Annotated in this window: 21 protein-coding genes and 1 tRNA gene; 12 read left to right on the plus strand and 10 right to left on the minus strand. The window is 58.0% G+C overall.

Translation table 11 applies throughout. The features are described from left to right. Window positions 1-91: 91 nt before the first annotated feature. Together ACVWZG_RS00560 and ACVWZG_RS00565 are read right to left on the minus strand one after the other, a co-directional pair. Complete coding sequence (locus ACVWZG_RS00560; RefSeq protein WP_011430352.1) at window positions 92-430, minus strand: P-II family nitrogen regulator; 339 nt, start codon at window positions 428-430, stop codon at window positions 92-94. Window positions 431-580: 150 nt separating this feature from the next. Next, window positions 581-1,996, minus strand: a complete 1,416-nt coding sequence (locus ACVWZG_RS00565) for an IctB family putative bicarbonate transporter (RefSeq protein WP_457404830.1) — start codon at window positions 1,994-1,996, stop codon at window positions 581-583. 959 nt (window positions 1,997-2,955) lie between these two features. Here ACVWZG_RS00565 and ACVWZG_RS00570 point away from each other — a divergent pair. Both ACVWZG_RS00570 and holA read left to right on the plus strand, forming a co-directional pair. Continuing rightward, the gene (locus tag ACVWZG_RS00570; RefSeq protein WP_457404833.1) at window positions 2,956-3,855 is read left to right on the plus strand and encodes a M23 family metallopeptidase; all 900 of its coding nucleotides are present in this window, start codon (window positions 2,956-2,958) and stop codon (window positions 3,853-3,855) included. A gap of 54 nt (window positions 3,856-3,909) precedes the next feature. Beyond that, the gene (gene holA, locus ACVWZG_RS00575; protein ID WP_457404834.1) at window positions 3,910-4,902 is read left to right on the plus strand and encodes a DNA polymerase III subunit delta; all 993 of its coding nucleotides are present in this window, start codon (window positions 3,910-3,912) and stop codon (window positions 4,900-4,902) included. Here holA and ACVWZG_RS00580 read toward each other — a convergent pair. From ACVWZG_RS00580 to ACVWZG_RS00590, 3 genes are all read right to left on the minus strand, one after another. Beyond that, a complete protein-coding gene (locus ACVWZG_RS00580) occupies window positions 4,890-5,501 on the minus strand; it encodes a cytochrome c oxidase subunit 3 (protein WP_414351249.1) in 612 nt (203 codons plus the stop codon). The genes holA and ACVWZG_RS00580 overlap by 13 nt on opposite strands. A 118-nt stretch (window positions 5,502-5,619) precedes the next feature. Next, complete coding sequence (gene ctaD, locus ACVWZG_RS00585) at window positions 5,620-7,326, minus strand: cytochrome c oxidase subunit I (protein WP_457404837.1); 1,707 nt, start codon at window positions 7,324-7,326, stop codon at window positions 5,620-5,622. Window positions 7,327-7,403: 77 nt separating this feature from the next. Next, window positions 7,404-8,408 (minus strand): cytochrome c oxidase subunit II, encoded by a 1,005-nt coding sequence (locus ACVWZG_RS00590; protein WP_457404840.1) that lies wholly within the window; start codon window positions 8,406-8,408, stop codon window positions 7,404-7,406. 536 nt (window positions 8,409-8,944) lie between these two features. Here ACVWZG_RS00590 and ACVWZG_RS00595 point away from each other — a divergent pair. The 4 genes from ACVWZG_RS00595 (at window position 8,945) to ACVWZG_RS00610 (ending at window position 13,154) form a co-directional block, all read left to right on the plus strand. Next, entirely contained in the window at window positions 8,945-10,048 is a 1,104-nt protein-coding gene (locus tag ACVWZG_RS00595) for an FAD-binding oxidoreductase (RefSeq protein WP_457404842.1), read from the plus strand. 143 nt (window positions 10,049-10,191) lie between these two features. After that, a complete protein-coding gene (locus tag ACVWZG_RS00600) occupies window positions 10,192-11,004 on the plus strand; it encodes a TPM domain-containing protein (RefSeq protein WP_457404843.1) in 813 nt (270 codons plus the stop codon). 289 nt (window positions 11,005-11,293) lie between these two features. After that, window positions 11,294-11,366, plus strand: a tRNA-Thr gene (locus ACVWZG_RS00605). 189 nt (window positions 11,367-11,555) lie between these two features. Next, complete coding sequence (locus ACVWZG_RS00610) at window positions 11,556-13,154, plus strand: DUF6930 domain-containing protein (RefSeq protein ID WP_457404844.1); 1,599 nt, start codon at window positions 11,556-11,558, stop codon at window positions 13,152-13,154. A gap of 258 nt (window positions 13,155-13,412) precedes the next feature. On the opposite strand, the gene fni is transcribed toward ACVWZG_RS00610, so the two are convergent. Then, window positions 13,413-14,471 carry a type 2 isopentenyl-diphosphate Delta-isomerase gene (gene fni, locus ACVWZG_RS00615; RefSeq protein ID WP_457404846.1) on the minus strand — a complete coding sequence of 353 codons (1,059 nt, stop codon included), beginning with the start codon at window positions 14,469-14,471 and terminating at the stop codon, window positions 13,413-13,415. 278 nt (window positions 14,472-14,749) lie between these two features. On the opposite strand from fni, the gene ACVWZG_RS00620 reads away from it, so the two are divergent. Beyond that, on the plus strand, window positions 14,750-15,544 hold the full coding sequence (locus ACVWZG_RS00620) for a response regulator transcription factor (RefSeq protein WP_414381044.1): 795 nt from the start codon (window positions 14,750-14,752) through the stop codon (window positions 15,542-15,544). A gap of 19 nt (window positions 15,545-15,563) precedes the next feature. Here ACVWZG_RS00620 and ACVWZG_RS00625 read toward each other — a convergent pair whose 3' ends face one another. Both ACVWZG_RS00625 and glgP read right to left on the minus strand, forming a co-directional pair. Continuing rightward, window positions 15,564-16,610 (minus strand): tetratricopeptide repeat protein, encoded by a 1,047-nt coding sequence (locus ACVWZG_RS00625; RefSeq protein ID WP_457404849.1) that lies wholly within the window; start codon window positions 16,608-16,610, stop codon window positions 15,564-15,566. Between the two features lie 412 nt (window positions 16,611-17,022). Then, the gene (gene glgP, locus ACVWZG_RS00630) at window positions 17,023-19,623 is read right to left on the minus strand and encodes an alpha-glucan family phosphorylase (RefSeq protein ID WP_457404852.1); all 2,601 of its coding nucleotides are present in this window, start codon (window positions 19,621-19,623) and stop codon (window positions 17,023-17,025) included. Between the two features lie 150 nt (window positions 19,624-19,773). Between glgP and mnmE the strand changes: the two genes are divergently transcribed. The 4 genes from mnmE (at window position 19,774) to gpmI (ending at window position 24,119) form a co-directional block, all read left to right on the plus strand. After that, window positions 19,774-21,153 carry a tRNA uridine-5-carboxymethylaminomethyl(34) synthesis GTPase MnmE gene (mnmE, locus tag ACVWZG_RS00635; protein WP_457404854.1) on the plus strand — a complete coding sequence of 460 codons (1,380 nt, stop codon included), beginning with the start codon at window positions 19,774-19,776 and terminating at the stop codon, window positions 21,151-21,153. A gap of 99 nt (window positions 21,154-21,252) precedes the next feature. Further along, a complete protein-coding gene (gene dps, locus ACVWZG_RS00640; RefSeq protein WP_414400696.1) occupies window positions 21,253-21,753 on the plus strand; it encodes a DNA starvation/stationary phase protection protein Dps in 501 nt (166 codons plus the stop codon). Between the two features lie 39 nt (window positions 21,754-21,792). Beyond that, window positions 21,793-22,311 (plus strand): tetratricopeptide repeat protein, encoded by a 519-nt coding sequence (locus tag ACVWZG_RS00645; RefSeq protein WP_011434229.1) that lies wholly within the window; start codon window positions 21,793-21,795, stop codon window positions 22,309-22,311. Between the two features lie 215 nt (window positions 22,312-22,526). After that, window positions 22,527-24,119: a 2,3-bisphosphoglycerate-independent phosphoglycerate mutase gene (gene gpmI, locus ACVWZG_RS00650; protein WP_414413735.1), complete on the plus strand. Its 1,593-nt coding sequence runs from the start codon at window positions 22,527-22,529 to the stop codon at window positions 24,117-24,119. 14 nt (window positions 24,120-24,133) lie between these two features. Here gpmI and ACVWZG_RS00655 read toward each other — a convergent pair whose 3' ends face one another. Further along, window positions 24,134-24,448, minus strand: a complete 315-nt coding sequence (locus ACVWZG_RS00655; protein ID WP_457384614.1) for a DUF7734 family protein — start codon at window positions 24,446-24,448, stop codon at window positions 24,134-24,136. Then, window positions 24,445-25,032 carry a DUF3177 family protein gene (locus tag ACVWZG_RS00660; RefSeq protein WP_011434226.1) on the minus strand — a complete coding sequence of 196 codons (588 nt, stop codon included), beginning with the start codon at window positions 25,030-25,032 and terminating at the stop codon, window positions 24,445-24,447. Before ACVWZG_RS00660 ends, ACVWZG_RS00655 begins: the two co-directional genes overlap by 4 nt. A gap of 517 nt (window positions 25,033-25,549) precedes the next feature. Between ACVWZG_RS00660 and ACVWZG_RS00665 the strand changes: the two genes are divergently transcribed. Continuing rightward, window positions 25,550-25,954: a hypothetical protein gene (locus ACVWZG_RS00665; RefSeq protein WP_238376806.1), complete on the plus strand. Its 405-nt coding sequence runs from the start codon at window positions 25,550-25,552 to the stop codon at window positions 25,952-25,954. Window positions 25,955-25,957 lie beyond the last annotated feature (3 nt).

Genomic DNA, 25,957 nt, shown 5'->3' on the forward strand with positions numbered 1-25,957 from the left:
AACACCTCATCAGATATACAGCAAAAGAGACATGAAGCAAACTCACACGAGGCTCAGGCCGGGCAACCCAAACCCTGAACGTGATCCCTTCTCATAGGGCATCTTGGTTGAGTTCGCCAGTGCGGATGCGGATGGTTTTTTCGACGGGGCTGATGAAAATCTTGCCATCCCCGATTTCGCCGGTGCGAGCCGCTGCAATCAGCTTCTCCACCACCGTATCCACCAGGTCATCTTCAACCACGATCTCCACTTTCAGCTTTTGTAGGAACTCTACCGTGTACTCGGATCCCCGATAACGCTCGGTTTGTCCCTTTTGGCGACCAAAGCCCCGCACTTCACTTACAGTCATGCCGACAATTCCGGCATTGACCAAAGCAATTTTGACCTCATCCAACTTGAATGGCCGGATTACGGCCTCGATTTTTTTCATTTGCCTCCTGCACCCCGGACAATTCCGCTAATTTCTAACACTACTGACACCTGCAAATTGTAAAAACAGATACATTTTTATCTCCTACTGAAGATGCTTACCACTCTGGATTTGCTCCCGTCAAGACCGGAAGGCCAAGCTTAAGCTACCTTAACGGGAGGAAGTCTCCGATGGGGTCTCACCAACATCCACGGGCGGCTGAGGGCTAAGAGAGGCCAAGCTGGCTGTAATGAGCGCTACCGCAAGCCACCACAGCATTTGTACCTGGGGACGATACCAGATGGTATCCACCAAGCCGTGGGCCATCATGCCGGTGCAAGCGGCCAAGCCTGCTGCCACCCACAGACCCTGGGGATCCCGCAAGTTGAGCAAAGTTTTCCAGCATCTCCAGCCGTGATCCCAGAGCACCAAGAGGAACCAGGCGAAAGTTAAAGATCCGATGAAGCCAGTCTCTACGGTGAGCTGCAGCGGCACCGAATAGGCTCCAAGGGCGCTGAAGTTGCCTCGTTGGTAAAGGGGGTAGACGCGGTTAAAGGCGACATTGCCGGGGCCGATCCCCAAGATGGGAAAGTCGCGGATCATCTCCAGCACCGCCGCCCAGACATTGAGGCGAAAGTTGTTGCTGGTATCCAACCGCCCCCAAAAAAGGCTCTGCACCCGCAGCCGCAGGGAGCGTACCGTCAGGATCCCGAGCAACAGAGCAGCCCCCCCTCCGCCCAACAGGGCCGGCAAGGCCCAACGCCGCCAGCGGGCTGGCAAATCGACAGAATGCCACTGCGCCAACAGCACGGCCATCAGGGTGAGCGTGGCCAGCCCCCCAATCCAGGCGCCACGACTGTAGGTGAGCAACAGGCAAATCAGGTTCACCGCCGTCGTAAACCCGGCCAGGAGTTTCGCCCCCCAACTGGGCCAAATCCAAGTGGCGGCCAGCCCCAGAGGAATGACCGGGATCAAGTAGCCCCCATACAGATTTGGATTGCGCAGATAGCTGTACACCCGCGTCAGACCCGCCAAACCCGACTCCGGATCCACCCAGGTGGCCAGTTCCGCTGCCCCATATAAGTATTGCCGCAGGCCATGGATCCCCATCACCAAGCTGACCAAAAGCAGGGATCCAACGATCCCATCTCGGAATTGGGGTTTGCGCAGCAGACGATGCAACAACAGATAACCAGCCAGGTAGAGAGTCAACTTCAGCCAGCCATCCCGTGCTGCGTAGGCAACCGGAGAGAGAATCGTCGCCAAGGTGGCAATTCCCCAGAAAAGGACCAGGGGCAGATGCAGCGGCAGCCCAATCGGCGTTTCCACCAAAGTGCCCAGGCCCACCAGAGCGGCCATAGCCAGCAAAATCAGGCCCAGGATGCCGGTGGAGCTTTGCGCAGAGAAAATCCAGTAGAGCAGCACTAGCCCCAGGCCAATCCGGTCGGAAGTTTGAACCAATATGCTGCTCTTCCCCCAACTCTGCAGGGATCCCAATAGACGACCCAAAAGGCTTCCCTGCTGCCAAGCCTTGATGGGAAAATCGCGCAGCAGAAAACCGTGCCACCGTTGCGTTGCTCGTTCCATAACCCTCCGGAGCCTGTTGGGCACAAGTTCATACGCCCCAAGTCACCTTCCGATTGCGTCGGTGGGACGAAGTTCTAGCTTATATCCCCAGAGGCAAAGAGACAACGAAGAAGAGCGCAACTTCTTATCGCGCCAGCCGGACAAAGTCCTCGTTAACAAAAATAAAGAATCGGCTAACTCACAAGACTCTACAAGACGAAAAGCATCGAAGAATTGTCAAAGAAGAATTGTCAAAGTTGAGTTTTCGGTCTTAAGAAAAAATCGCTATAGAATGCAAAGAAAGAGTAACGAGAAAAACCACAAGAAAGATCTGTCCCAATTTCTAAGTAAGTGTTGGATCGCCGCAGTCAAAAATCCTCCTGAATTACCACAGATTAATTCTCGAAAGACTCTTCAGGCAACATAGGCTAAAGCTTGACCTTGGGATCCTCTTTCACCTTCGGCATTAGGAGAAGGGATTTGATCGCCTAAGCGGGATCCAGACCAACCTTCCTTGGCTCTAACTGCGTTCTGGGAATTGGAGTTGGAATAGTGAATCTGAATACGAGTAGGACGGCCCAGACCCAGGGCGGATCCCATGCAACGGGCTAAGATTTGCACCTTAAACTCAAACTCGCCAATGCCATCCATAATCTTTAACCCTGCAGTCTCTGCTCCTAATTCAACTGTAGGAGAAGGTCTACGAAACCTCTTCAGTGGGAATACAGAACTTTTTGAGCTGCGGAGACTTCTGGATTATGAAAGTTATGTAAAGATGCCTTTGTTTTCGCCAGACAGGGCGAGTACTTGACCTATTCTTAAACAACTTGAGTCAAGCTGGGCTCGGTATCTTCACTTGGACTGACTCCCTCCACCAAGTTGAGCAGGGATCCCAGCCAAATCGCTTAGACAAGGTGAGCTGGCTTACGCAAAATGAAGTATGGGGAAAATACGGATGAGGTGGGAAGGGGTGAGGATGAATGTCGAGACAAAGATCCGAGATAAAGATCATCTTGGGCTTGGGCTGTGGGATCTGTCTGGGAGCGCCCTCTGCTGAGGCCAGTACTCTCCAGGTGCAGGTGAGCCCTCCCGATCCCCCTTTGGGGTACACCGTTTCTGTGCAAATCACAGCCGCACCGGAAACTTTGCTTGGGGATTGGCCTAGGGTCAGCCTAATCCATCCCGATGGCACACAAGCCCACTACCCAGCTTTCCAGATAGCGGCCAACCGTTGGCGGGCGTTGATCCCCACTACCCCTTTGGATGCTCCTGGAGCTCGCCAGATTCAGATCCAAGGGTTTATCCAAGATGCCATCCCACCTCCCTTGCAACTGTCTTTGCAACCGCGAGAGTTCCCCGTTCAAAGGATTCGCCTACCGGCGGGGGCCAGCGTCTGGGCCACAGAGGTGGAATGGACTAAGGTAGAGGCTTTTCGGCAGCACATCAGCCCGGAGAAGTACTGGCAAGGGTATTTTCACCGTCCAGCCCAAGGCCCGGTTACCACTGCGTTTGGGGTGCGCCGCTACTACAACGGCCAGTTTGCGGAAGATTATTATCATCGCGGTATTGACTATGCAGGCCCTGTGGGGGCAGTGGTGGTGGCTCCCGCAGCCGGTTGGGTTAGGCTGGTGGGCTACGAATCGGAAGGCTTTCGCGTTCACGGGAATACCATCGGCATCGATCACGGCCAAGGAGTGACCAGCTTGTTGCTGCATTTGAGCCGCATCGATGTGCGAGAGGGAGAGTGGGTGGAAGCCGGCCAGCCGGTTGGGGCCATTGGGGCTACGGGAACGGCTACGGGGCCCCACTTGCATTGGGGGCTATTTGTCCACAACCATTCGGTGGATCCCGTGCCATGGCTGCATTTGGCTATTGAGTAGATTGTGAATAAATGGAGATCTCCGCTGGGAGATTGGGGATCAATCGGTCGAAGCGTGCCCGTTTACCTGTACTGGGGGGATGATACCTATCGCCTGATGCAGGCGGTACAGCAGTTGCGGGATCAAGTGCTGGATCCCCACTGGGCAGCTTTTAACTACGATCGCCTGCCGCCGGAATCCACGATTGCCGGGCTCAACCAAGCCATGACCCCGCCGCTGGGATCCAACGCCCGCTTGGTTTGGCTGGAAGAGACGACACTCACCCACCATTGCTCGGAAGATCTGTGGGAAGAAGTGGAGCGCACACTGGCCCAGTTGCCCCCCACCACCCATTTGCTCTTGACCACCAGCAGCAAACCGGATGGGCGCCTGAAATCCACCAAAATCCTCAAAAAAACGGCCATTGTCCGCGAGTTTTCGCAACTGGCCCCTTGGGATGAGGAGGGCATTCTCCAGCAGGTGCAGCGGGAAGCCGAACAACGGGATCTGGCCCTCAGCCCGGCAGCCGCCCAGAAATTGGCCGAGGCGGTGGGCAATGACTCCCGTCGCTTGGCGATGGAATTGGAAAAGCTGGCCCTGTTTACGGCAGGTCAACAGGATCCCATTTCTCCTGAACAAGTCGAGGCGTTAGTTCCCGCCAGCGCCTACAACAGCTTTCAATTGGCGGGATCCCTGCGCAAAGGGAATCTGGAACAAGCCCTACGCATCTTGACCCATCTGCTGGATCACAACGAGCCGGCTCTGAAGGTTCTGGCGGTGTTGGTAGGCCAATTTCGCACCTGGCTATGGGTGCGGCTGCTGCTGGATCAGGGAGAACGGGATCCCAAGGTCATCGCCCAGAAAGCAGAAATCGGGAATCCCAACCGGGTTTACTTTCTGCAAAAAGAGGTGGGATCCCTGAAGACCACAGCTTTACTGAAAGCAATGCAGCAGCTTTTGCAATTGGAATACAACCTCAAGCAAGGACAGCCGGAACGAGATGCCTTTCAAGAAGCGCTGATCCAAATCGTGGCTATATTGGGTGAAGGCCGAGCTCAGAGCAAGTAGAGCAGAATAAACAGCACAACCCAAACCCCATCCACAAAGTGCCAGTAGATCTCAGCAGCTTCGACGCCAAAATGATGTTGAGCGCTGTAGTGGCCGGGTTTAAAGGAGCGCCAGAGCACCGCCAGAATAAACAGCAACCCTGCCATCACGTGGAGACCATGAAACCCCGTTAAAACATAGAAGGTGCTGGCAAACAAATTGGTGGTGAGGCCAAACTCCAGGTTGCTGTACTCATAGAGTTGCCCTGCCAGGAAAACCGCCCCCATCAGCGCTGTGAGGGCAAACCACAGCCGCAGACCCCTGACATCATCGGCCTTGATGGCCGACCCAGCTTTGTGAATGACGAAGCTGCTGGAGAGCAAAATCACCGTGTTGATCCCAGGCAAAAGCAATTCCCGCTCTGGGGTTCCCTCCGGCGGCCACACCGGGGCGGTGAGGCTATAGGCCAGGTAGGCCATGAACAGCCCTAGGAAAAGACAGCCTTCTGCCACCAAAAACATCAAGATGCCAAAGACGCGATGATCTGGGTGCTCAGCATGGGCAGTGTGGGCCCTTGAGTGGCCAACCATCAGCGTTTCAGAGGCGAGGGATCCTTGCATATTCCTTTCCACCTAAATTCCTGAATTCCTGAGACTTCTTGAGGCTGTACAAGCAGCCCAGCCAAGACTGGAATACCCAGTGAGCAGGGGATCAGCCGCCCACCGGGCATCCGGCCTGCTAAGAAGAAGTAGGCTCCGCTTCCGCCAGTGCCAGCTCCCGCAAGCTCTGCAACTGAGCAGCAAAGTAGTCCAGCGTCTCTTTGCTGTGCAAGCCGTAGTCGTAGGGGCCAGTTAGCAGAATGGGATCCCCATAAAAGTTGTGATGGGGCGGGGGAGAAGAAGTTGTCCACTCCAGTGTCAGGGCCTGCCAAGGATTATCCCCAGCTTTTGGCCCGGCCACCCAGGAGTAGATGGCGTTAACCAAAAAGGGCAGGGTGGAAATGGCCAGAACAAAGGCCCCCACCGAGCTGATCCAGTTGAGGTCGGCAAATTGGGGATCGTACTGGGCCACCCGGCGGGGCATCCCCATCAGGCCCAGCTTGTGCATCGGCAAGAAGCACATGTTAAAGCCGACAAAGGTCAACACAAAGTGCACCCGCCCCCAAAACTCGTTCAGCAGCCGCCCCGTCATCTTGGGGAACCAGTGGTAGATGCCGGCATAGATCCCAAAGACGCTGCCGCCAAACAACACGTAGTGTAGGTGGGCCACCACAAAGTAGGTGTCGTGAACGTGGATATCCAGAGGCACCGAGGCGAGGATAATCCCGCTCAAGCCGCCGATCACGAACATCGAGACAAAACCCATGCCAAACAGCATGGCCGAGCGGAAGTGGATTTTGCCGCCCCACAAAGTGGCCAGCCAGCTAAACACCTTGATCCCAGTGGGAACGGCAATGGCCATGGTGGCGATCATGAAGAACACCCGCATCCAGTCAGGGGTGCCACTGGTGAACATGTGGTGAGCCCAGACGATCAACCCCAAAAAGCAGATGGCCAAGCTGGAATAGGCAATGGCTTTGTAAGCAAAGATGGGCTTGCGGGCATGCACCGGCAAAATCTCGGAGATCATGCCAAAGACCGGCAAGATCATGATGTACACCGCCGGGTGGGAGTAGAACCAGAACATGTGCTGGTAGACCACCGGATCCCCGCCGCCGCTGGGGTTGAAAAAGGCCGTGCCCGCCAACAGGTCAAAGCTGAGCAAGATCAACGCACCAGCCAAAACTGGCGTTGCAATGAGGGTAAGAATAGATGCTGCCAGCATGGCCCAACAAAACAGGGGCATGTCTTCCATCTTCATGCCGGGCATGCGCATCTTCAGAATGGTGGTGATGAAGTTAACCGCCGCCAGGATGGAAGAGGTTCCTGCCAACAAAATGCTCAGGATCCAGAGTTCTTCCCCCACCTTGCCGCTGATCAAGCTGAGGGGGGGGTAGGAAGTCCAGCCGGCAGCCGGAGCCTCTATGAACAGGCTGGCCAAAAGCAGGATCCCTGTGGGCGGAACCAGCCAAAAGGCCACTGCATTCAGCTTGGGGAAGGCCATATCCCGCGCCCCAATCATCAGCGGTACTAGGTAGTTGCCAAAGCCCCCTGTCAGCGCCGGCACGATCCACAAGAAGATCATGATCGTGGCGTGCAGGGTAAAGGCGCCGTTGTACCGCTCAAAGCCGAGAAAGTCGGCCTCTGGAGTAGCCAGCTCTGCCCGTACTGCCGTCGCCAGCGCCCCTCCCACCAAGTAGAAGAAAAAGGTGGTCACCAAGTACTGGATCCCGATGACCTTGTGATCGGTGGAGAAGGTAAAGAAGCGCCACCAAGGCTCAGCAGGAAGTTCAAGTTCAACCTTCGGTGCAGCAACAAGTCTTGGGCTGTCTTGCAGCTGGGTCATTGCACAAAAGCTCCTATATCGCGTTGGCAGAATGTTGTTCCCACAAGCGCAGGCCAAAGGGGCGTCAGGGATCCCGGCTAGCCTGCGGAAGGAAGGGATCCAGAATGGGACTGGAGAGACTTCAAATCTGAGGGGGAGACGCCCAAACGCTGGTGGTGGACATGGGCAAAGGCAGACTCGGCCTCAGGGGAGCCTGGCCGAGGAGAGGGATGGACTGGCGAGAAATCTGAAACGAGGGCCAAGGTGCTGCCCTCGCCACGGGCGGCCAAAACTTGCTCCTGCTGCCAGCGCTCGAAGTCTTCCGGCGTATCCACAAACAATTGCCCTGCCATCACCCCATGATAGGGGCCGCACAGCTCTGCGCAGACAATGGGGTACTGCCCCAGTTGGGTAGGCACAAACTCCAGGTGGGTCTCTCGGCCCGGGATCACATCCTGCTTGAGGCGAAACTGCGGCACCCAGAAGGCATGGTTCACATCCAGAGCCGTCATATCCAAGCGCACCCGCTTGTTCAGAGGAAGGTGCAGCTCGCTGGCCACCAGGCCGGAATCCGGGTAGGTGAACATCCAAGCATATTGCATGCCCTGCACTTGGACGACCAGATCCGGCTGGCCCATTTCCTTCCCGGGTAGCACTACAGGGGTATAAGCGTAGCCGGGATCCCCCGCCTCAGCTTCGTGGGAAGACTCCATCGCCATGGCCGCGTGGATATGGCCGCCGACGTGAGCACCCCCGTAAACAGCTTGATAGACATCTAGGCTGGCCAAGCCCAACCAAAGAATGATCACCGCCGGCACCGCCGTCCACACGATCTCCAGCAGCACATTGCCGTGGCTGGGATCCCCGTCGCCTTTGTCGCCTCGCCGCTTGCGGTAGCGGACAATACAGTAGAGAAGTACACCCTGTACCACCAAAAAGATCCCTGTGGCAATGGTTATGGTGCTGTTAAAGAGGCTGTCGAACAAGGGGGCTGATTCGGCAGCAGATTCGGGAAGCAGATGGTGGTTTTGCCCGTACCAAAGGCTGGCAAGGGTCAGGAGGATCCCCATAGCCACCAAGATGATGTTGCTCAGCGCACTCACGACTGCTTTTCCCCAATACAAAGAGCGTCCATCCTAGCAGATAATCTGCTCACAGCGTCTGCAAACTACCTTGCTCAACTTAATCCGTCGTTTTTTACTGTTGCCGTTTTTTATTTTTGTTTGCATTGTTTACGGAGTTTACAAAGTTTTCCGATTGTAGAGTCTGCTTCGCTGCGCACGGCTTCTCCACTAGTATCAGATAGTAGTCTGCGGGAGAGAGAAACCCTGCAGGCTTATGGATCTCTTCAGGATCTTTCAGGGTGAGCAGTGACGAGACAGAGCTTTGGTTCCGAGATTTTAGGCAGACCTGTGTAAGGGCGGTACCACATTGAAGGCTGGCTCTGGTTGAGGGTCATCTCTCCAAGCTGAGATTTTTGCTGGCTGTAGACTGAGGTAGGGTGGGATAACCCCGCAATTGGGCTGGTTTGGACAGGTTTTCTCTCTTTAATCTCTGCTTCTGTTTAATCTCTGCTTCGCTTTCCCCAATGTCTTCTCCTCATTCACTGGCGACCTTTTTATCCGATCTAGGAGATCCCTTGCCGATCCAGACTCCATCAACGGTCTCGGAATTGGCCGGAATCTTAAAGGAGTGCCAAGGGCGGAAAGTGCTGCCGCTGGGGCAGGGGAGCAAGTGGGGCTGGGCCCACTCTGTGGAGCCGGTGGATTTGGTTCTCAGCACGCGCGGCTTACGCCGGCTCATCGACCATGCGGCTGCTGATCTCACCGTCACGGTGGAAGCTGGCATGACTTTGGCGGAACTGCAACACATCTTGGCCGAGCGGGGGCAATGGTGGCCGGTGGATCCCCTCTATCCGGAGCGGGCTACCCTGGGGGGCATTATCGCCACTGCCGATACGGGTTCTCTGCGCTGGCGTTACGGCGGGATCCGCGACTTGCTGCTGGGCATAGCCTGGGTGCGGGCGGATGGGGAAGTGGCCAAAGCGGGCGGGCGGGTTGTCAAGAATGTTGCTGGCTATGACCTGATGAAGCTGTTCACCGGATCCTTGGGCAGCCTAGGAATTTTGACCCAGGTGAGCCTACGGCTTTACCCGTTGCCGGCAGCTCAGTCTGCTTTGCTGGCTACAGGATCTTTGCCGGAGCTGGAGGTCCTGTGTCAGCAGGTGCTGACCGGCCCGGTTAACCCTGTGGGGGTGGATCTCTGGCTAAGGGCAGAGGGATCCCAAGTTTGGCTCAGCTTTCACGGCTCGGAGCGGGCGATTGCCCAGCAGATGGCCCAAACGCGGCGGCTGGCCCCTGCAGGGCTGACTTTGCAGGAAGTGAATCCCGACTCTCTGTCCCTGCCTCAACCCGGCTCAGGAGCAGTGCTGGCCAAGTTCGGGTGCCTGCCCAGTCAGAGCTTGGCAACACTGGAGCAGTTTCAAACCCTGTTTCCTGGAGCTCAGGTGCAACTGCACCGAGGCTGTGGGCTAGGACGGGCTTGGCTGGTTCAGCCAGAAGTGGGATCCCTGATGCAACTGCAGCGCTACCTCAAGTCTGCGGGCGGATTTCTCCTGCTTCTGGAGGCGCCGCCGGCTCTGAAGAAGGCTCTTGCCCATGACTTTGGCCCGGCTGCAAGTCTGATGCGCAAGCTGAAGCAGCACTTCGACCCCGCCGGCACCTTTAGCCCCAGCTTGATATAAACATCGCCCTCGCCACCGCTGCTTCCTCGGGATCCCTCTGGCCAAACGTCTTGTTCCGGTGCATGATAGATCTATAAGAAATTGAAACATTTCTTAACATCATTTCTCAGTATCTCAGCGTCAAAGCTAAGAGAGGGATCAGCATGAGCATCGAGTGGCAACGGATACTCCGCGTTGGGGTGGGCTTTTGCCTTGGGCTGTTGATTGCGGTGGGCGGGGGATCCCTGACCTGGGCGCAACCTGCCCTGCCGGTGGTGCCGATGGAGCTGCCTCAGCCGCCTGTGCCGGTCTTGGACTTAGCGGATCAGTTGACCAGCAATCAGGAAGCTCAACTGGCCCAGCATCTGAACAAGTTAGAGCAAGACACCGGCTGGAAGCTGCGGGTGCTGACTCAGTTCGACCAAACACCGGGTCGTCAGGTGAAGGAATACTGGGGCTTGAATGAGCGCAGCGTTCTGATGGTGGCGGATCCCAGGGGGGGCAACTTACTGGCGTTTAATGTGGGGGATGCTGTGCGCGAGATCTTGCCACGTACCTTTTGGATTGAGCTGCAATCTCGCTTTGGCAACCAATTCTATGTGCGGGAGCACGGCACCCACCGCGCCATCTTAGAGACCGTTGATGTCTTGGATCGCTGCTTTCATCAGGGGGGCTGCCGTGTGGTGCCCGGCCTGCCTCAAGAGCAGTGGATCCTGACGCTGGAGACCTCGATTTTGGGGGGGATTGTCCTTGGGTTTGCCGGCAAGCCCCGCCATGCGGAGGAGCTGTTTAACTGGCGTTGGGCCTTGCTCATTTCTCCCCTGTGGTTCATTTTGTTCGGGGCTTTCGGTATCGGGCCGGTGGTCACACGTACTCAGGATTGGATCCCGGTCTTGCGCAACGTCTTGGGGTTTCTGGCAGGGGCTTTGGTGATCTACCTAGCTCCCATTGCTCGCCCGGCAGTGGATCAGCAGTAGCTGACTCGTGAAGTCGGATGGGTGAGTTATGATTAGATTTAGAGAAGATTAAGGCCCTCCCCAAGGGCTCTGGGCTGCTGCCCAAACGCTCCGAGCCGCTTCCGCCCCCCCAAAGGGAGAGGGCGGCCAGGGATTGAGGGAGCAAGCTGGCTATTTGAGATGACTATGGTTGCATCTCTGGAGAAGCTCTCAGCAGCAACTGTCCGAGCCCTTCTCTTGTGGTGCTGGGATCCACAGGACAAGGCCAAGGGGGAATCCTGGAAAATGCTAGGCTTGGTAAAGCCAAATTGCTGGTGTAGCTCAGTTGGTAGAGCACTCGACTTGTAATCGAGCGGTCGTCAGTTCGAATCTGACCATCAGCTTCTGGTGCCATGGAACTTGGCTCTGCTGTCTCCTCTCGCTGAAGCCGAACTCAGCTTCTACACTGGTGGTTAGATTGGCATTAGCGGGATCCCTGGGTCTTGTTGACAGGAGGCCAAGGCCGATCCCTGCTCAGTTTGGCATACCTACTCAGCCGATTGGGTTGTTCTCCTGATTCTCCTTGGATGTCTATGTCCGGTCTCCCAGCCGCTACGGTTCGTCGATTGCAAAAGCTGCCCCAGGTGCCCTCGGTGTGGGAAGGGGATCGCCACAAGCTCTCAGGATCGCCACCCATGGGATCCCAGACAGAGGGGGAGTGCATTCTTTGGGTGGATGGCGTTCAGGGCGTGGTACGGGCCATGGAGGTGGTGCCCGCCGGTTCTGGCTTTGAGCCGATGGTGCGAACCTTGATCATGGCTATGGAGCGGCCCCATGCTGCCCCACCTGCTCGTCCCCAGAAGATCATCGTGCGGGATCGAGAGGTGCAATTTTTCTTGCGCGGCATCCTGCACGAGCTGGACATCAAGGTGGAATGCCAGCCGGAATTGCCTCTGATCGACGAGATCCTGCAGAGCTTTGAAGAGGCCAACGAGCGGATCCCTCCCCCTCTGCCGGAACACTATGCTGAGTTGCTGGCCGGCAAAGCCCTTACCCTCTGGCGAGATGCTCCCTGGGATTACCTAGAGGATCACCAAATCCTGGCGATCGACCTAAATCACTGGGATATCCAAACCCTTTATGTCTCGGTGATGGGGCGGTTGGGCATGGAGTATGGGGTACTTTTCTATCGCTCGCTGCCCTCCCTCAAACAGTTTCGCCAGGATGCGGGCCAGCCGGATACTCCCGAAGAGATGGAGGAAGCCTTCCTCAGACAAGATTGTCTCTATCTCACCTTCCAAGCTCGCAATCCTGAACTTAACGAACTGCCGGATCTGGACTTGGCAGATTTGGATCCCGAGGAAGTTGAGCCGAACTTTGGCACCATTCACCCCCTGGAAGGCTTGCGCGTGACTTTGCAGGAGGATGAGGCGGCGGCCTTATCGGTGGCCTTGGAAGCCTTGCATCGCTTCTTCAAGCAGTACCACCGCAAGCTGGAAGATGACTTTCGCTCCTATCAAGGTCGGTACCGCATTCCCAACCCCCAAGAGAAGGGAGCAACCCTTTCGGTGCAGGTGCGCACTCTGCCGGACGTGGCTGAAGAGCTGCTGCAGCTGGAAGGGGAGGAGGAAGAACCTGCCCAAACCCTGCTGCGGGATGATTTGGTGCCCGAGGGCGCGCAGATAGGCCTGGGGGTCTTGCCGTGGACAACGGTGGAAATGCTGCGTCGCACGGGGCAATGGCATCCTCTCCCCCAAAGCAAGCTGGTGAAAAATGGAGAAGGGCTGCCGGTGGTGATTGTGCGCACCTCTCGATCAAAAGCAAAGCAGCTCATCGAGAATTTGCGTGGGGAAGGTGGGCCGCAAGGCGTTTGTTTCAACACAGGGGTGGATCCCTTCGATGGCGATCGCTACGACTTGGAAATTGTGCAAACGGGCAATCGCGATCTGCACCTGTTTGGGGAGTTTCCCGAAGATGATCCCGTTCACTCCATGGCTCGCAAGCGCTGGGAGCGGCGTTGCCGGGATACGGGTGGCTATTGCGGCTTGGTGGTGGCGATGGGGGTGAATTCTACGCGCCCAGAGCTGCAAGTGCGCCACATTCTGGCCTTGTTTGAGATGCAGGCTTTGAACCCAACGGGACTGGGACTGGGGCCGATGGTGCGGATTAGCCGACAATTGCACTTGCCTTGACCGTCCAGATGGAGGCAGGTTAGGTGCTGCTGGTAACCTGAGCAACTTTCTCCCAGCCGGGATCCCTTCTTTCTATCTCTGGCAGGTTGACCGGGCGGTGATTCGGTTTTTCCAGGGATCCACGCTATCTTGGCTCTGGTTCTCTCCTGGGTGCTGACCGGCAAAATAGCTCGACAAAGCATCTCGACAAAGCATACAGTGGCCCTATCATCTGGGGGCTCTGGTATTGACCCTCAGGTTGTGGCAAGTGCTTGGAGTTTAGGGCAAGGGATCCCAAGTATCCTGCCGCCGCAGGGTAGCTTGTCGCAGCCGAGCCAAGTTGGCCGATCCAGTGCAAAAGGCAACAATGCGCAGCTCCTCGATCACGGCGCGAAAGGTGTCCACCACTGCCTGCATCTGTCCTTGGGAGACGGCGTGTAAAGCGGGGGCGGCCATACCCACCACATCGGCTCCCAGACGGATAGCTTTGGCCGCGTCGATGCCATTGCGGATGCCGCCGCTGGCCACCAGGGGTAAGTCCGGCAGCAGGCGACGAATTTCCAGCAGGGACAAAGCCGTTGGGATCCCCCAATCCCTAAAGCTGTGGGCGATGCGTTTCTTGAGAGCATCTGGTTGGCGATGGGCCTCCACCTCGCTCCAACTGGTGCCGCCCGCTCCCGCCACATCTAGGGCCGCCACACCGCATTCGGCCAGCCGCTGGGCTACTTTGGCACTGAGGCCATTGCCCACTTCCTTCACCACCACCGGCACCGGCAACTGCGCCACCAACCGTTCGATGCGGCCATACAATCCACGCCAGTCGGGATCCCCTTGGGGTTGAACCGCCTCCTGGAGAGGATTGAGGTGCAGAATCAATGCATCCGCCTCGATCATCTCCACCGCCCGTCGCGCCTGCTCCACCCCATAGCCGTAGTTGAGCTGAACGGCACCCAGGTTGGCCAGCAGCAGAATATTCGGGGCCACTTGGCGCACCTGGTAAGTCCGGGCCAGCTCTGGATGTTCCAAAGCTGCCCGCTGGGATCCCACCCCCATGGCAATGCCCAACTGTTGGGCGGCGGCGGCCAGTTGTCGGTTCAACTCACGGGCAGCCTTTGTTCCCCCCGTCATGCTGCTGATGAGCAGGGGTGCCTGTAGGCGTTTTCCCAAGAACTCGCAGCTCAGGTCGATCTCCGACAATAGCAGCTCCGGCAACGCCACGTGCTCAAAGAAAAACCGCTCAAAGCCGGTGCGGATCCCTTTGGCAGCCACATCCTGCTGCAGAATAATGTCCAGGTGATCCTGTTTGCGCTCGGAAATGGGGGGGAGAGAATCGGCCATCGCGTCAGCAGTGCAGAGCCCTTTGGTCTTGGTAGAGATTGTCAGTCTACAACGCCGTGCGCTGCCAAAGGCGAACAGCATTGCCCGTTCGCGCTAGCGGGACGGAGTCCAAGGTGACTCGCTATCTACTGGGACAGCAGTGCGGTTCCCGGTAGGGTGCCGGAGGCATGGCACTGTCGCGTTAGCGGTGCGGTTCCCGGTAGGGTGCCGGAGGCATAGCACTGTCGCGTCAGCGGTGCGGAGCACTATGATGTGGGCGGGATCCCAACCGGACAGCCATGCAACCCTTGCACATCTTGCTGGCAGAAGGCAACCCTCATCTGCGCAGCTTGCTGTGTTGGCATTTGCAACAGGCCGGACACCAAGTTTGGGAAGCAGAGACCCTTCGCCAAGCAAAGACTCTGCTGCAACACCAGCCCATTCACCTGCTGATTTTGGATGCGGAGCTGTCCAACCGCGGCGGGCTGCAATTGTGCCGGTGGGCCCATCGCCAGTACGATCTGCTGATTTTGCTACTCTCCCACCGGGGATCCGAAGCGGACATTATCGCCGGCCTAGAAGCAGGAGCGGACGATTACCTCACCAAGCCCTTTAGTATGCAACTGCTGGATGCCCACCTTCTAGCCTTGGCTCGGCGGCGACAGCGTCATATCCCCCCTACCTTTCTGCAGTACGGGGATCTCAAAATTGACTTGGTGCAACGGCGCGTCGCCTTGGCCGGGGAAGGGATCGACCTCACGCCCCAGGAGTTTAGCCTGCTGATGGTGCTGGTGCAGGCGGACGGGGATCCCGTCTCTCGTCTAGAGCTACTAGAGCGAGCGTGGCCGGATTCCACCGATAACCCTCGCACCGTCGATACCCATATCCTCTCGTTGCGCAAAAAGCTGGAACGGGATCCGCGCCAGCCCAGCTTGATCCACACAGTGCGCAATGTCGGCTACTGCTTTGGCCTCAGCCCCCCGCTGCTTCAGGAACAGAAAACTCTGTCAGCCGCTGCAGGCGATTCAGGATCTGGGCCTCAGCGGCAGCGTCGTGGAGTCGCAGCGTCAGGCAAAGCACCTACTAAGGAATAGCTAGTTAACGTCAATTCCGCTAAGCAGAATCGGGATTGCTAAGTTGCAGCAGAGACCGGCGCACCCGCTGCTCCAGAGCCAGGTTGTGATGTTGGCGGCTGACCTGCAAAGCTGCCTGCAAATCCGAAAAAGCTGTTGCTTTATCTCCCATATTCCAGTAGGCCAGCCCTCGTCCGTACAAGCCATACTCGTCGGAGAGGTCAATCCGGTTCATATCCGCTTCCAGGCGAAAGGCCCGCTCGTAGTCGTCCAAAGCAGCTTTGATCTCCCCCAGCGCATAGAGAAGGTTGCCCCTGATGTAGAGAACGTTGGGCTGCTGGGGTTCTCTTTCTAAGCTGCGGCTGAGGTCGGCAATGGCCTCGTCAAAGTGATCACCACAGGCATAAGCCACACCCCGCTGGTAGTAATGGGCTGGGCTGGGATCCCAGTCAATAGCCTGCGACCAATCGGACAAAGCCGCCTCCCAGGTGCCCAGGTAGCTGTGTAAACGGGCCCGCTGGGAATGGGCAAGCGCTGAGGTGGGATCCAAGCGAATGGCTTCATCCAGATGAGCTAGGGCCAAAGGCAGGGATCCCTGTTGCATGAGCAGGTTGGCCAAGCTGAGGTGGTGGGGGACATTGGGGTGTAGGCGCACCAGCTCAGCAAACTCCGCCGTTGCTCCCTGGAGATCCCCCTGAGATTGACGAATCAGCCCGCGATAAAAATAGGGTTCTGGTCGCCGCGGGGCCAACCGGATCGCCTGGCCGAAATCCTCCAAGGCTTGGGGAACTTGGCCGAGGGCAAAGTAGGCTTCTCCCCGCAAAATGTAGGCGTTGGCCAGGCAGGGATCCCGTTGCAGAGCCAAGCTGAGCTGTTCAATAGCCCCCAGCAAATCCCGGTTCAGCCACCGTTCTCGACCACGGTTGTAGGCCAAGATGGCCGGACGGGTAAAGGCAGAGATGGCGGCTGCACCCACCAGGCCCATCACTGCCAAAAGACGATCCTGCCGCCAGCTGGCCATGCTCCCCAGCAACAGGGCAACCGCAATCAAAAGGCGCAAACCGGCAGAGTCGTGGGCTCTGAACATACTGCTCTGCACCGCTGTTACGAGCGTATCCTGTTTTTTTAATCTGCTCGCGAGCTTCTCTCTGATTCTGCCCGATTTGGCAGCGAAAAACGCCGAACAGCTCAAGCCCAAAAAGCTCCCGTAGCTCACTTGGATCAAGAGTAGAAAGGGGATCCCCGTGCTCCTCCCAACCCTTTAGCTTGTGGGGGTGTGGGGGTAGCTAAGCCCCGCACTGTACCCGTAGCGTCAGTGTCGGGATACAGATACCCCCACATGGTGTATGATGAGAGTAGTTGCACAAAACGGCTTTGCCGGAATCTGGTGCAGCTGCGCGGTGGGACATCCCGTGTCTGCTCGCAGAGGGTTCTTGCGTAGGCTCCCCGATGAAGCGAGAAGCCCACACTGTACCCGTAGGGTCAGTGATGGGAGTATGTCACGCCCAGAGCATCAACCGCAGCTCATAGGGATCGTGCATATCGGGGTGAAAGGGCAGCAAGCGGATGGCTAACCCTTGCAAGCCGCTGGCCTCATAGCAAATCTGGCCGGAAAAGATGGCCCGATCCTCCAGCGTCTCCACATAGCGCAGGGGGGTCGCCTGTCCCTTCTGAATCTGGCCCTCATCATTGACCGGCCCCTGATAAGCTTGCACGATCACATCCTGAGGTTGCAGGGATCCCAGCCGCACTTCCACCGTCACGGTGAGGGGATCCCTGGCCATCACCACTTGGTCATCCTGTGCCAAGGCAAGGCCGGCAGCGGCAGCTTTCTTCGGGGTTTCGATCTGGACGTTGAGAACCTGGATGTTGTACCAATGCTCCTGCAGGTGGTTTTGCCAACGAACGAACTGGCGGGCCGACTCGAAGTGGTCACGGCGCATGCGGTCGAAGTAGTTGCTGAGAGGAATGTAGGCTCGCTGGACGTACTCCAACACCATGCGCTGCGTGCTGAACTGGGGGCAATTGAGGCGAATCGCCTGCTTCATGCGCTGGATCCACTGATGGGGTAGGCCATCGCTGCCGCGCTGGTAGAAGAGAGGGGCAACCTCTTGTTCCAGCAGGTCGTAGAGGGCATTCGACTCCACCTCATCTTGATAGGCGCGATCCTCATACTCCTCACCGCGGCCAATGGGCCAGCCGGTCTGGTAATAGTCAGCCTCGTCCCACCAGCCGTCCAAAATACTGAGGTTCTGTCCACCGTTGGCTGCCGCCTTCATGCCACTGGTGCCGCTGGCCTCCCGGGGGCGCAAGGGGTTGTTCAGCCACACATCCACCCCGGCCACCATCAAGCTGGTGACATACATGTCGTAGTCCTCAATGAAAACCAAGCGCTGGCGAAACTCCGGCTGCCGCGACACCTGCACGATCTGGCGGATCAGCTCTTTGCCGGGTATGTCGCGGGGGTGGGCCTTGCCGGCAAAGATAAACTGCATCGGGTACTGAGGATGGTTGAGCAAAGCCTTGAGCCGTTCCAGGTTGTGGAACAAAAGGGTGGCCCGCTTGTAGGTGGCAAAGCGGCGGGCAAACCCAATGGTAAGCACCTCCGGGTTGAGGGCCTCAGAGGCCCGTTGGATCTCAGCCGCTGAGGCAGCCCGTTTCTGGAGCTGTTCCATCAAGCGCTCGCGGGTAAAGTTAATCAGGCGGGAGCGGCTGCGCTCGTGGGCCCGCCACAATTCCCCATCCGGAATCCGATCCACCTTTTTCCAGAGGGGATCCGAAGGAGGAGCCTCTGCCCAATCCGGCCCCAGGTAGCGGTCGTAGAGGGCTTGGTTCTCCTCCCCCACCCAGGTGCGGACATGTACCCCGTTGGTGATGGAAGTAATCGGCACTTCTTCCAGCGGGATCCCAGGCCACAGCCGGCTGAACATCTTGCGGGAAACCGCCCCATGCAGCTTGCTCACACCGTTCACAAAAGAGGCCATGTTGATGGCCAGCACTGCCATGCTGAAGGGAGATTGGAAGTCGCCGGTATTTTCCCGTCCCAAAGCCAAAAAGCGCTCCCGGCTCAGGCCCATCTGGCTGTAGTAGAAGCCGAGGTAGTAATCGATCTTGTCGGGCGGGAATAGGTCGATCCCGGCGGGCACCGGCGTGTGGGTGGTAAACATCTGGCTGGACTTGGCCACCTGCCAGGCCTCTTCAAAGCTCAGCCCCTGCTCCACCATCAACAGGCGAATCCGCTCTACTGCCAAAAAGGCCGAGTGCCCTTCGTTCATGTGGTAGACGGTGGGATGGATGCCAAGGGCGCGCAAAGCCCGCACGCCGCCGATCCCCAGCATGATCTCCTGGTGGATGCGCAGATCTTGGTCGCCACCGTACAGCTCATCGGTGATGTCTTGGTCGTACTGGCTGTTGGGCTCGATGTTGGTGTCCAGAAGATAGAGGGGCACCCTCCCCACCGTCACCTTCCAAATGCGGGCGAACACCTTGCGGTTGGGATAATCCACCTCAATGCGAATTTCGCGGCCCTCCGCATCTCTCTGCAGCTCCAGGGGCATGTTAAAGAAATCGTTAACTGGGTAGCGTTCCTGCTGCCAGCCGTCGGGGTTGAGGTACTGGCGGAAATACCCCTTTTGGTAGAGCAAGCCCACACCCACCAGGGGCAAGCCCAGATCGCTGGCCGCCTTGAGGTGATCCCCGGCCAACACCCCCAAGCCCCCTGAGTAAATGGGCAGACAATCGGCCAAGCCAAACTCGGCCGAAAAATAGGCATAGCATTCCCCCTCCACCGCTTGGGCCGAACGATACTTGCGGTACCAAGTGTCTTCCTGCAGATAGCTCTGCAGTTGTTGGCTGGCCCGTTCCAACTGGGCCAAAAAGCCGGGATCCTCCGCCAATTCATCCAGCCGTTCCTGCCGGATCCGACCCAGAAGAGCCACCGGGTTGTGGGCACAGGCATCCCACAGATCGGGATCCATGCGCCGGAATAGGCTGCGGGTTTCTACGTTCCAACTAAAATGCAGGTTGTAAGCCAACAAGCGCAGACTTTCCAGCGGAGTAGGCAGGTAGGGAGTGACCTTAAACGTGCGTAGCGGCTTCATAAAGACTGGGAGGAGCGTTGTTTCCACTGTCAGGCTACCTTGCCCTCAGCCTGAGGGCGTGGCTTTTTAACTTGAATGTCGATTTGTAATCCAGTGGATGCCGAGCTGTAATCCAACGGCTGCTCGAACTCCCTCAGGGCTCTATTTGGGATGGATCCGACTGCGCCCCTGGCCGATACGATCGCTGCCATTGCCACTGCGGTGGTGCCTGAACAGGGCAGCGTGGGGATTGTGCGCCTTTCCGGGTCACGAGCCCTTCCCATTGTCCAAGCCATCTTCACCCCTGCCCGCCGCAACGCAGTCTGGGAGAGCCATCGGCTCCTCTACGGCTGGATCCGCGACGAGAAAGGCCAAATCCTAGACGAAGCGCTGGCCGTTTGGATGCAGGCCCCCCGTTCTTACACCCGCGAAGATGTGGCAGAGCTGCATTGCCACGGTGGCATCATGGTGGTTCAGGCCACGTTGCAACAATGCCTGCGGCAGGGGGCGCGGCTGGCTCAGCCGGGGGAGTTTAGCCTGCGCGCTTTTCTGAATGGCCGCATTGACCTCACCCAGGCCGAGAGTGTGGCCGATCTGGTGGCGGCCCGCTCCCCTCAGGCGGCCCGGATGGCCCTAGCAGGCTTGCAGGGTAAGTTAGGGGGATCCATTCGCGCCCTGCGCCAGGAGCTGCTGGGTTTATTGGCAGAAATTGAGGCTCGCATCGATTTTGAAGAGGATCTGCCCCCCTTGGACGTTGCTGCTTGGCAGGCCCGGCTCCAAGCTATTCAAGCCCAGATGCAAGCCCTGCTGGCCACGGCAGAACGGAGACAACTGCTGCGCACCGGGGTGAAGGTGGCCATTGTCGGGAGGCCCAATGTGGGCAAGTCCAGCCTGCTCAATGCTTGGTCAGGACAGGATCGGGCCATCGTCACCGATCTGCCCGGCACCACCCGCGACGTGGTGGAATCCCACCTGGTGGTGAAAGGGATCCCCGTTCAACTGCTGGACACTGCCGGCATCCGCGCCACCGAAGATCCGGTGGAACGGCTGGGGGTGGAGCGCTCCCAACGCCTAGCCCAGGCTGCCGATGTGCTGGTGCTGGTCATCGACGCCCAAGCGGGCTGGACGGCTGCCGACGCCGCCATCTACGAGTCGATCCGCCATCGCCCCCTCATCCTGGTGATCAACAAAACCGACCTCGCCCCGCCAGAGGGGATCCCTCTCCCCCCCGAAATTGCCCACCGCGTCCCCGCCGTTGCCGCCCAAGGGAAAGGGATCCCGGAGCTGGAAGAAGCCCTGGAGCAGCTTGTCACCCAGGGACGTCCCCAGCCCAATCTGGAGATAAGCCTGAACCAGCGGCAGGCCGCTGCCCTCCAACAAGCCCAAGTCAGCCTGGAACAGGTGGGGCAGGCCATCCAAGCTCAGCTCCCCCTGGACTTTTGGAGCATCGACCTACGGGGCGCCCTGCATGCCCTTGGCCAGATCACTGGCGAGGAGATCTCGGAATCAGTGCTGGATCAGATTTTCAGCCGCTTCTGCATCGGTAAGTAGCCCCCTAACTCATACTCATTTTGAGTTTGTGTTACTATGGGCTCAGTTGGGAAGCCGAAGCGGATCCCCGATAATGGAAACACAGTTAGGAGGTTGGCCATGGTTACCGCCGAGAAAACCCGTCTCTACCCCACCCAGATCGATTTGCCAGCAGAGGCTCGCGCGCAACTGGTGGAGCTGCTCAACCAGTCCTTGGCAGACACGTTGGATCTGAAGACGCAGGTGAAACAGGCCCACTGGAACGTTAAAGGCATGCACTTCATCGCCTTGCACGAGATGTTCGACACTTTTGCCAGCACCCTGGAAAACTACGTGGACATGCTGGCGGAACGGGTTACGGCGCTGGGGGGCATCGCCCGCGGCACGGCTCGCATCGTTGCCCAAACCTCCACCTTGCCGGAGTACGATCTGGCCGCTGAAGAGGGTCGGGATCACCTGCAGGCTTTGGCAGCCCGTTACGCTCACTATGCAGCTTCCGTCCGCCGCAACATTGACCGCACCACCGAACTGGGGGATGCCGACACAGCAGACCTGTTCACCGAGATCTCGCGCCAGATTGACAAAGATCTTTGGTTTATCGAGGCTCACCTGCAGGCGTGACGCCAGCGAGGCCAGTCACAGGCAAGTGGATCAAGCAAAATGGGCGTTAACGTTCCCCTCCTGTATTTGGTGGCTCTGGCCAGTATCCTCGGCGTGGCGGGCTTCTTTGTCCTGCGGGAGGTGCTGCGGGTACGGGCCCAGGAAAAGGTCATCCGTGAGCTGCAGCCCCGCCTGAGCAAAGGCAAGGGATCCCCGCAGGAGCACTACGAGTTGGGCAGCGTCTATTTGCAAAAAGGCCTCTACGACCAGGCGGTTGCCCAGCTCAAAAAAGCCCTAGAAGTGGCCGGGGAGAACATTCCCCCCGTCTGCAACGCCCTCGGTTTTGCCTACTTCAGCCAGGGGCAGTACGACTTGGCCATCCGCTACTACAAGGATGCCGTGGCTGCGGATCCCGGTTATGTAACTGCTTGGAACAATCTGGCCCATGCCTATGAGAAGAAAAATCTCTATGGCCCAAGCTTGGAAGCTTACGAAACTGCCCTGAAGTTGGATCCCCGAAATGCCATTGCTAAGCGGCGCTCGGAGTCTCTGCGCAAACGGTTGCAGCCCAGCCCCTGAGGATCCCATCTGCAATTCCATCCGCAGAAATACTCTTGACCGCAGCACAGTTGTCCATAGGAGTTGGCTCTAAAGACTCCATCCTGCCTGTGCAGGCACTTCCTTATCCTCTCAAAAGAAGATTGATAATACTGAAATCTTGAGCGCAAATGTAAGATCCGGTATCGTGTTGCCTGGGCTGGTATTATGTCTTAAATAAAACGAGAGGCCATTTCATGGATTCGCAATCGGTAGCACCTGTGGTTTTGGTGATCCTGGATGGCTGGGGTTATCGGGATGCTCTCGATGGCAACGCGGTGCTGGCTGCGGAAACCCCTGTCCTGGATAGCCTTTGGGCTGCCTATCCCCACACCCTGCTGCAAGCTTCGGGTCGGGCTGTGGGCCTGCCGGCAGGACAGATGGGCAACTCTGAAGTCGGGCACCTGACCTTGGGGGCAGGGCGGGTAGTGCCGCAGGAATTGGTGCGCATCAGCGACGCGATAGAGACAGGATCCCTTTTCCAGGATCCCTTGTTGATGCAAGTTTGTCGCCAGCTCAGAGAGCGAGGGGGCCGTTTTCACTTCGTTGGCCTTTGCTCCGAGGGGGGGGTTCACTCCCACATCGACCATCTCTATGGGTTGCTCAAGCTGGCGGCCCAGGCTGAGATTCCGGCCTATGTCCACGCCATCACCGATGGCCGCGACACCTTGCCCCGCGATGGTGCCAGGGTTCTGGCCGCCCTGGAAAAAGAGCTGCAATGGCTGGGCAATGGCGTCATCGCCACCCTGAGCGGACGCTACTACGCCATGGATCGGGATCGCCGTTGGGAGCGCACCCAAAAGGCCTACGAGATCATGACCCAAGACGGCCCTGGCCGTGGACAAAGCGCCGCGGAGGTGATGGAAGCTTTCTATGCCCAGGATCTCACAGATGAGTTCATCCCGCCCACCCGCCTGGCTCCGGGGGCTGTGCAGCCGGGAGATGCGGTGCTTTTCTTCAACTTCCGCCCAGATCGCGCCCGCCAACTTACCCAAGCCTTTGTCTGCCCAGATTTCTCAGGCTTTCAGCGCCCCTTGCTGCCGGATCTCACCTTCATCACCATGACTCAGTACGAGGCGGAGCTGCCGGTGCAGGTGCTGTTCAAGCCCCAGAACCTGGATCACCTGCTGGGCCAAGTGGTGAGCGAGGCCGGCCTCAAGCAATTGCGCATTGCCGAGACGGAAAAATACGCCCATGTCACCTACTTCTTCAACGGCGGCATCGAGCAGCCCTTCCCCGGTGAGGATCGCATCCTGGTGCAAAGCCCGCTGGTGACCACCTACGACCAGGCGCCGGAGATGTCGGCAGTGGAAGTGACCGACAAAGCGATAGAGGCCATCGCCCGCCGCGAATACAGCCTGGTGGTGCTCAACTATGCCAATCCCGACATGGTAGGTCACACTGGCAACTACGAAGCCACCATCCGCGCTTTGGAGACGGTAGATCGCTGTTTGGGCAGGTTGCTGGCGGCAGTGGTGGATGCAGGAGGCACCACTTTGATCCTGGCGGATCACGGCAATGCCGAGCTGATGTGGGATGAGAACGGCAACCCCTGGACGGCCCACACCACCAACCCCGTTCCCTGCATTCTGGTGGAGGGGGAAAGGCGCAAAATCCCCGGCTGTGGCGGCGATGTCAAGTTGCGCTCCAACGGCACTTTGGCTGATGTGGCCCCCACCCTGCTGGAGATCTTGGGCCTGCCTCAGCCCCCCGAAATGACAGGACGTTCGCTTTTGCAGCCGGCAGAATACACCATCCTCCAGCGGCAACCCAGCCCTGTGGGGCGGTAGGTGCCAGGGATCCCTTACTCCGTCACTGGGATCCCTTCTTGGGCCAGCCATGCTGTTAGCTCTCCCCAGTTGCGATAGACAGCCAGAACCCGTGAGCGATCGGGGTGATAGGGGGCAGCCAAGCGCTCCAACTGCAAAAAGCGGGCCTGGGGAGGGATCACCGCCGCTTCGGGGTCGCTGGGGGTAGCTCGCCTCAAAGAGCTGCTGTAGCCTCGGTAGATAAGAACCAAGTCCATTTCTCCCTCGCTTTCCACCTCAACCCGGAGCACCTCCTGCGGGTGGTCTTGGCTGTAGCGCTCCAAGGCCAAGGGCCAAGGCAGGGCCCTCATGCTTCCAGTTCCCCCTTATCAGTTCCGGGTCGCAGCCGCCAGACAAAGTAGAGGCTGTAGAGCAGGTAGGCCACCAGCCCCCAGGCCCCCACGCTCCCCAGCAGCTCCGGCGATACATTGGGATGGAAGATCTCCCGAAACCCCAGCGGTGGCCCAAACCAAGCCCGGCACTCCTCCGGCAGAGAAGTGCGGAAAGCACAGGGCACAAAGGCCCCCGAAAAGAGGATCCCGGCCCCCATATAACCAGTCAGGCCCCACCGCCAGAGCAAAAAGGCTCGCGCCGCCCAGGTTCTCGACTGCTCGAGAGCAGCACTCCAGTCCCGCCAAAACCAAAGACAAACCAAGATCAACAGCCGCGCCATTGCTCCACTGAGAAAGCTGACGGGCAGGCCCCCAATCATCAGGTACACCGTCACCGCCAAGAGGCTCGATACCCGCCAATAAACGATCAATAGCTGAATCAAGGGCCGCAACCCCACCGCAAAAGCCCAAATCAGCAGCAGCAATGGCATCACCACCGTCAGCGCCACTGCCAAGCGGTAGTCCAGCCAGATTGCATCCACCAGCCAACTCTGGGGAGTCATCCTCACCCTCTGCCACTCCTGCCCCTTAGTATATGAAACCTGGGGGATCCAGGACGGGACACAGAGAGTTACGGAATGTTAACGCCTGCTGACCATCCCCAGCAAAACTTTACACCAGACAGCTTTCAGAAAGTTTTCCATTTTGCCGCTACCGATCCCCGAAAGTGGTAGATTCTTAGCTAGCTCCTCAGAGGAGTATCCCTGTCGTTCGGAAGGCCAGCTGCCTGTCTGAGCGACCAGCGGAGTCTCCTTCAGACCTTGGCCCAACTTAATCTCATTAAGTATTGTTACTTAATCGTGTTATCTTGGGTTAAGGTCAAACCTTGAGAGGCATGACCTCGAAACCATGGCCCGTTCTTCCAGACTCCTCTCTCACAGTTCTACCCGTTGGAAGGCGACCCAGTGGAAGCCCAGACCACTGCCTCCCTTGGAGAATGCACCTCCTTCTCCGAAGCGGGAGGAAGAGACAGGGGATCCAGTTGCGTCAGAGCCACCCCTTGCCCTGGGGAAGCCCGATTTGGCGAGGAAGGTGAAGGGTGGAGCTAGGGGGGCAGCAGTTGCTGGCAGCGGGAGCTATGAAGCGCTGCAGCTGTGGCTGGTGCTGGTTACCTTGGGGGTAAGTCTGGCCATTGCCGTGGGAGTGGCCCTGGTTTACTCTCTGGGGGTAGCTGCCAACTACTTGCTGGGGGCGGTTGTTGGCGTGGTTTATCTGCGCATGCTGGGCCGCGGCGTAGCGGAGCTGGGCAAAAGCCGCAACCGTTTGGGGGTGACGCGTTTGGCTCTGTTTGTCGGGCTGATCGTTTTAGCCACTCAGGTGAAGTCTTTACAGATATTGCCCATTTTCCTGGGGTTCATGACCTACAAGGTCACCCTGCTCATTCATCTTGTCCAGACCTTGACCCGTTCATCTTCTTCTGTGTGATGC

This window comes from Thermostichus sp. OS-CIW-33 (genome assembly GCF_054059615.1).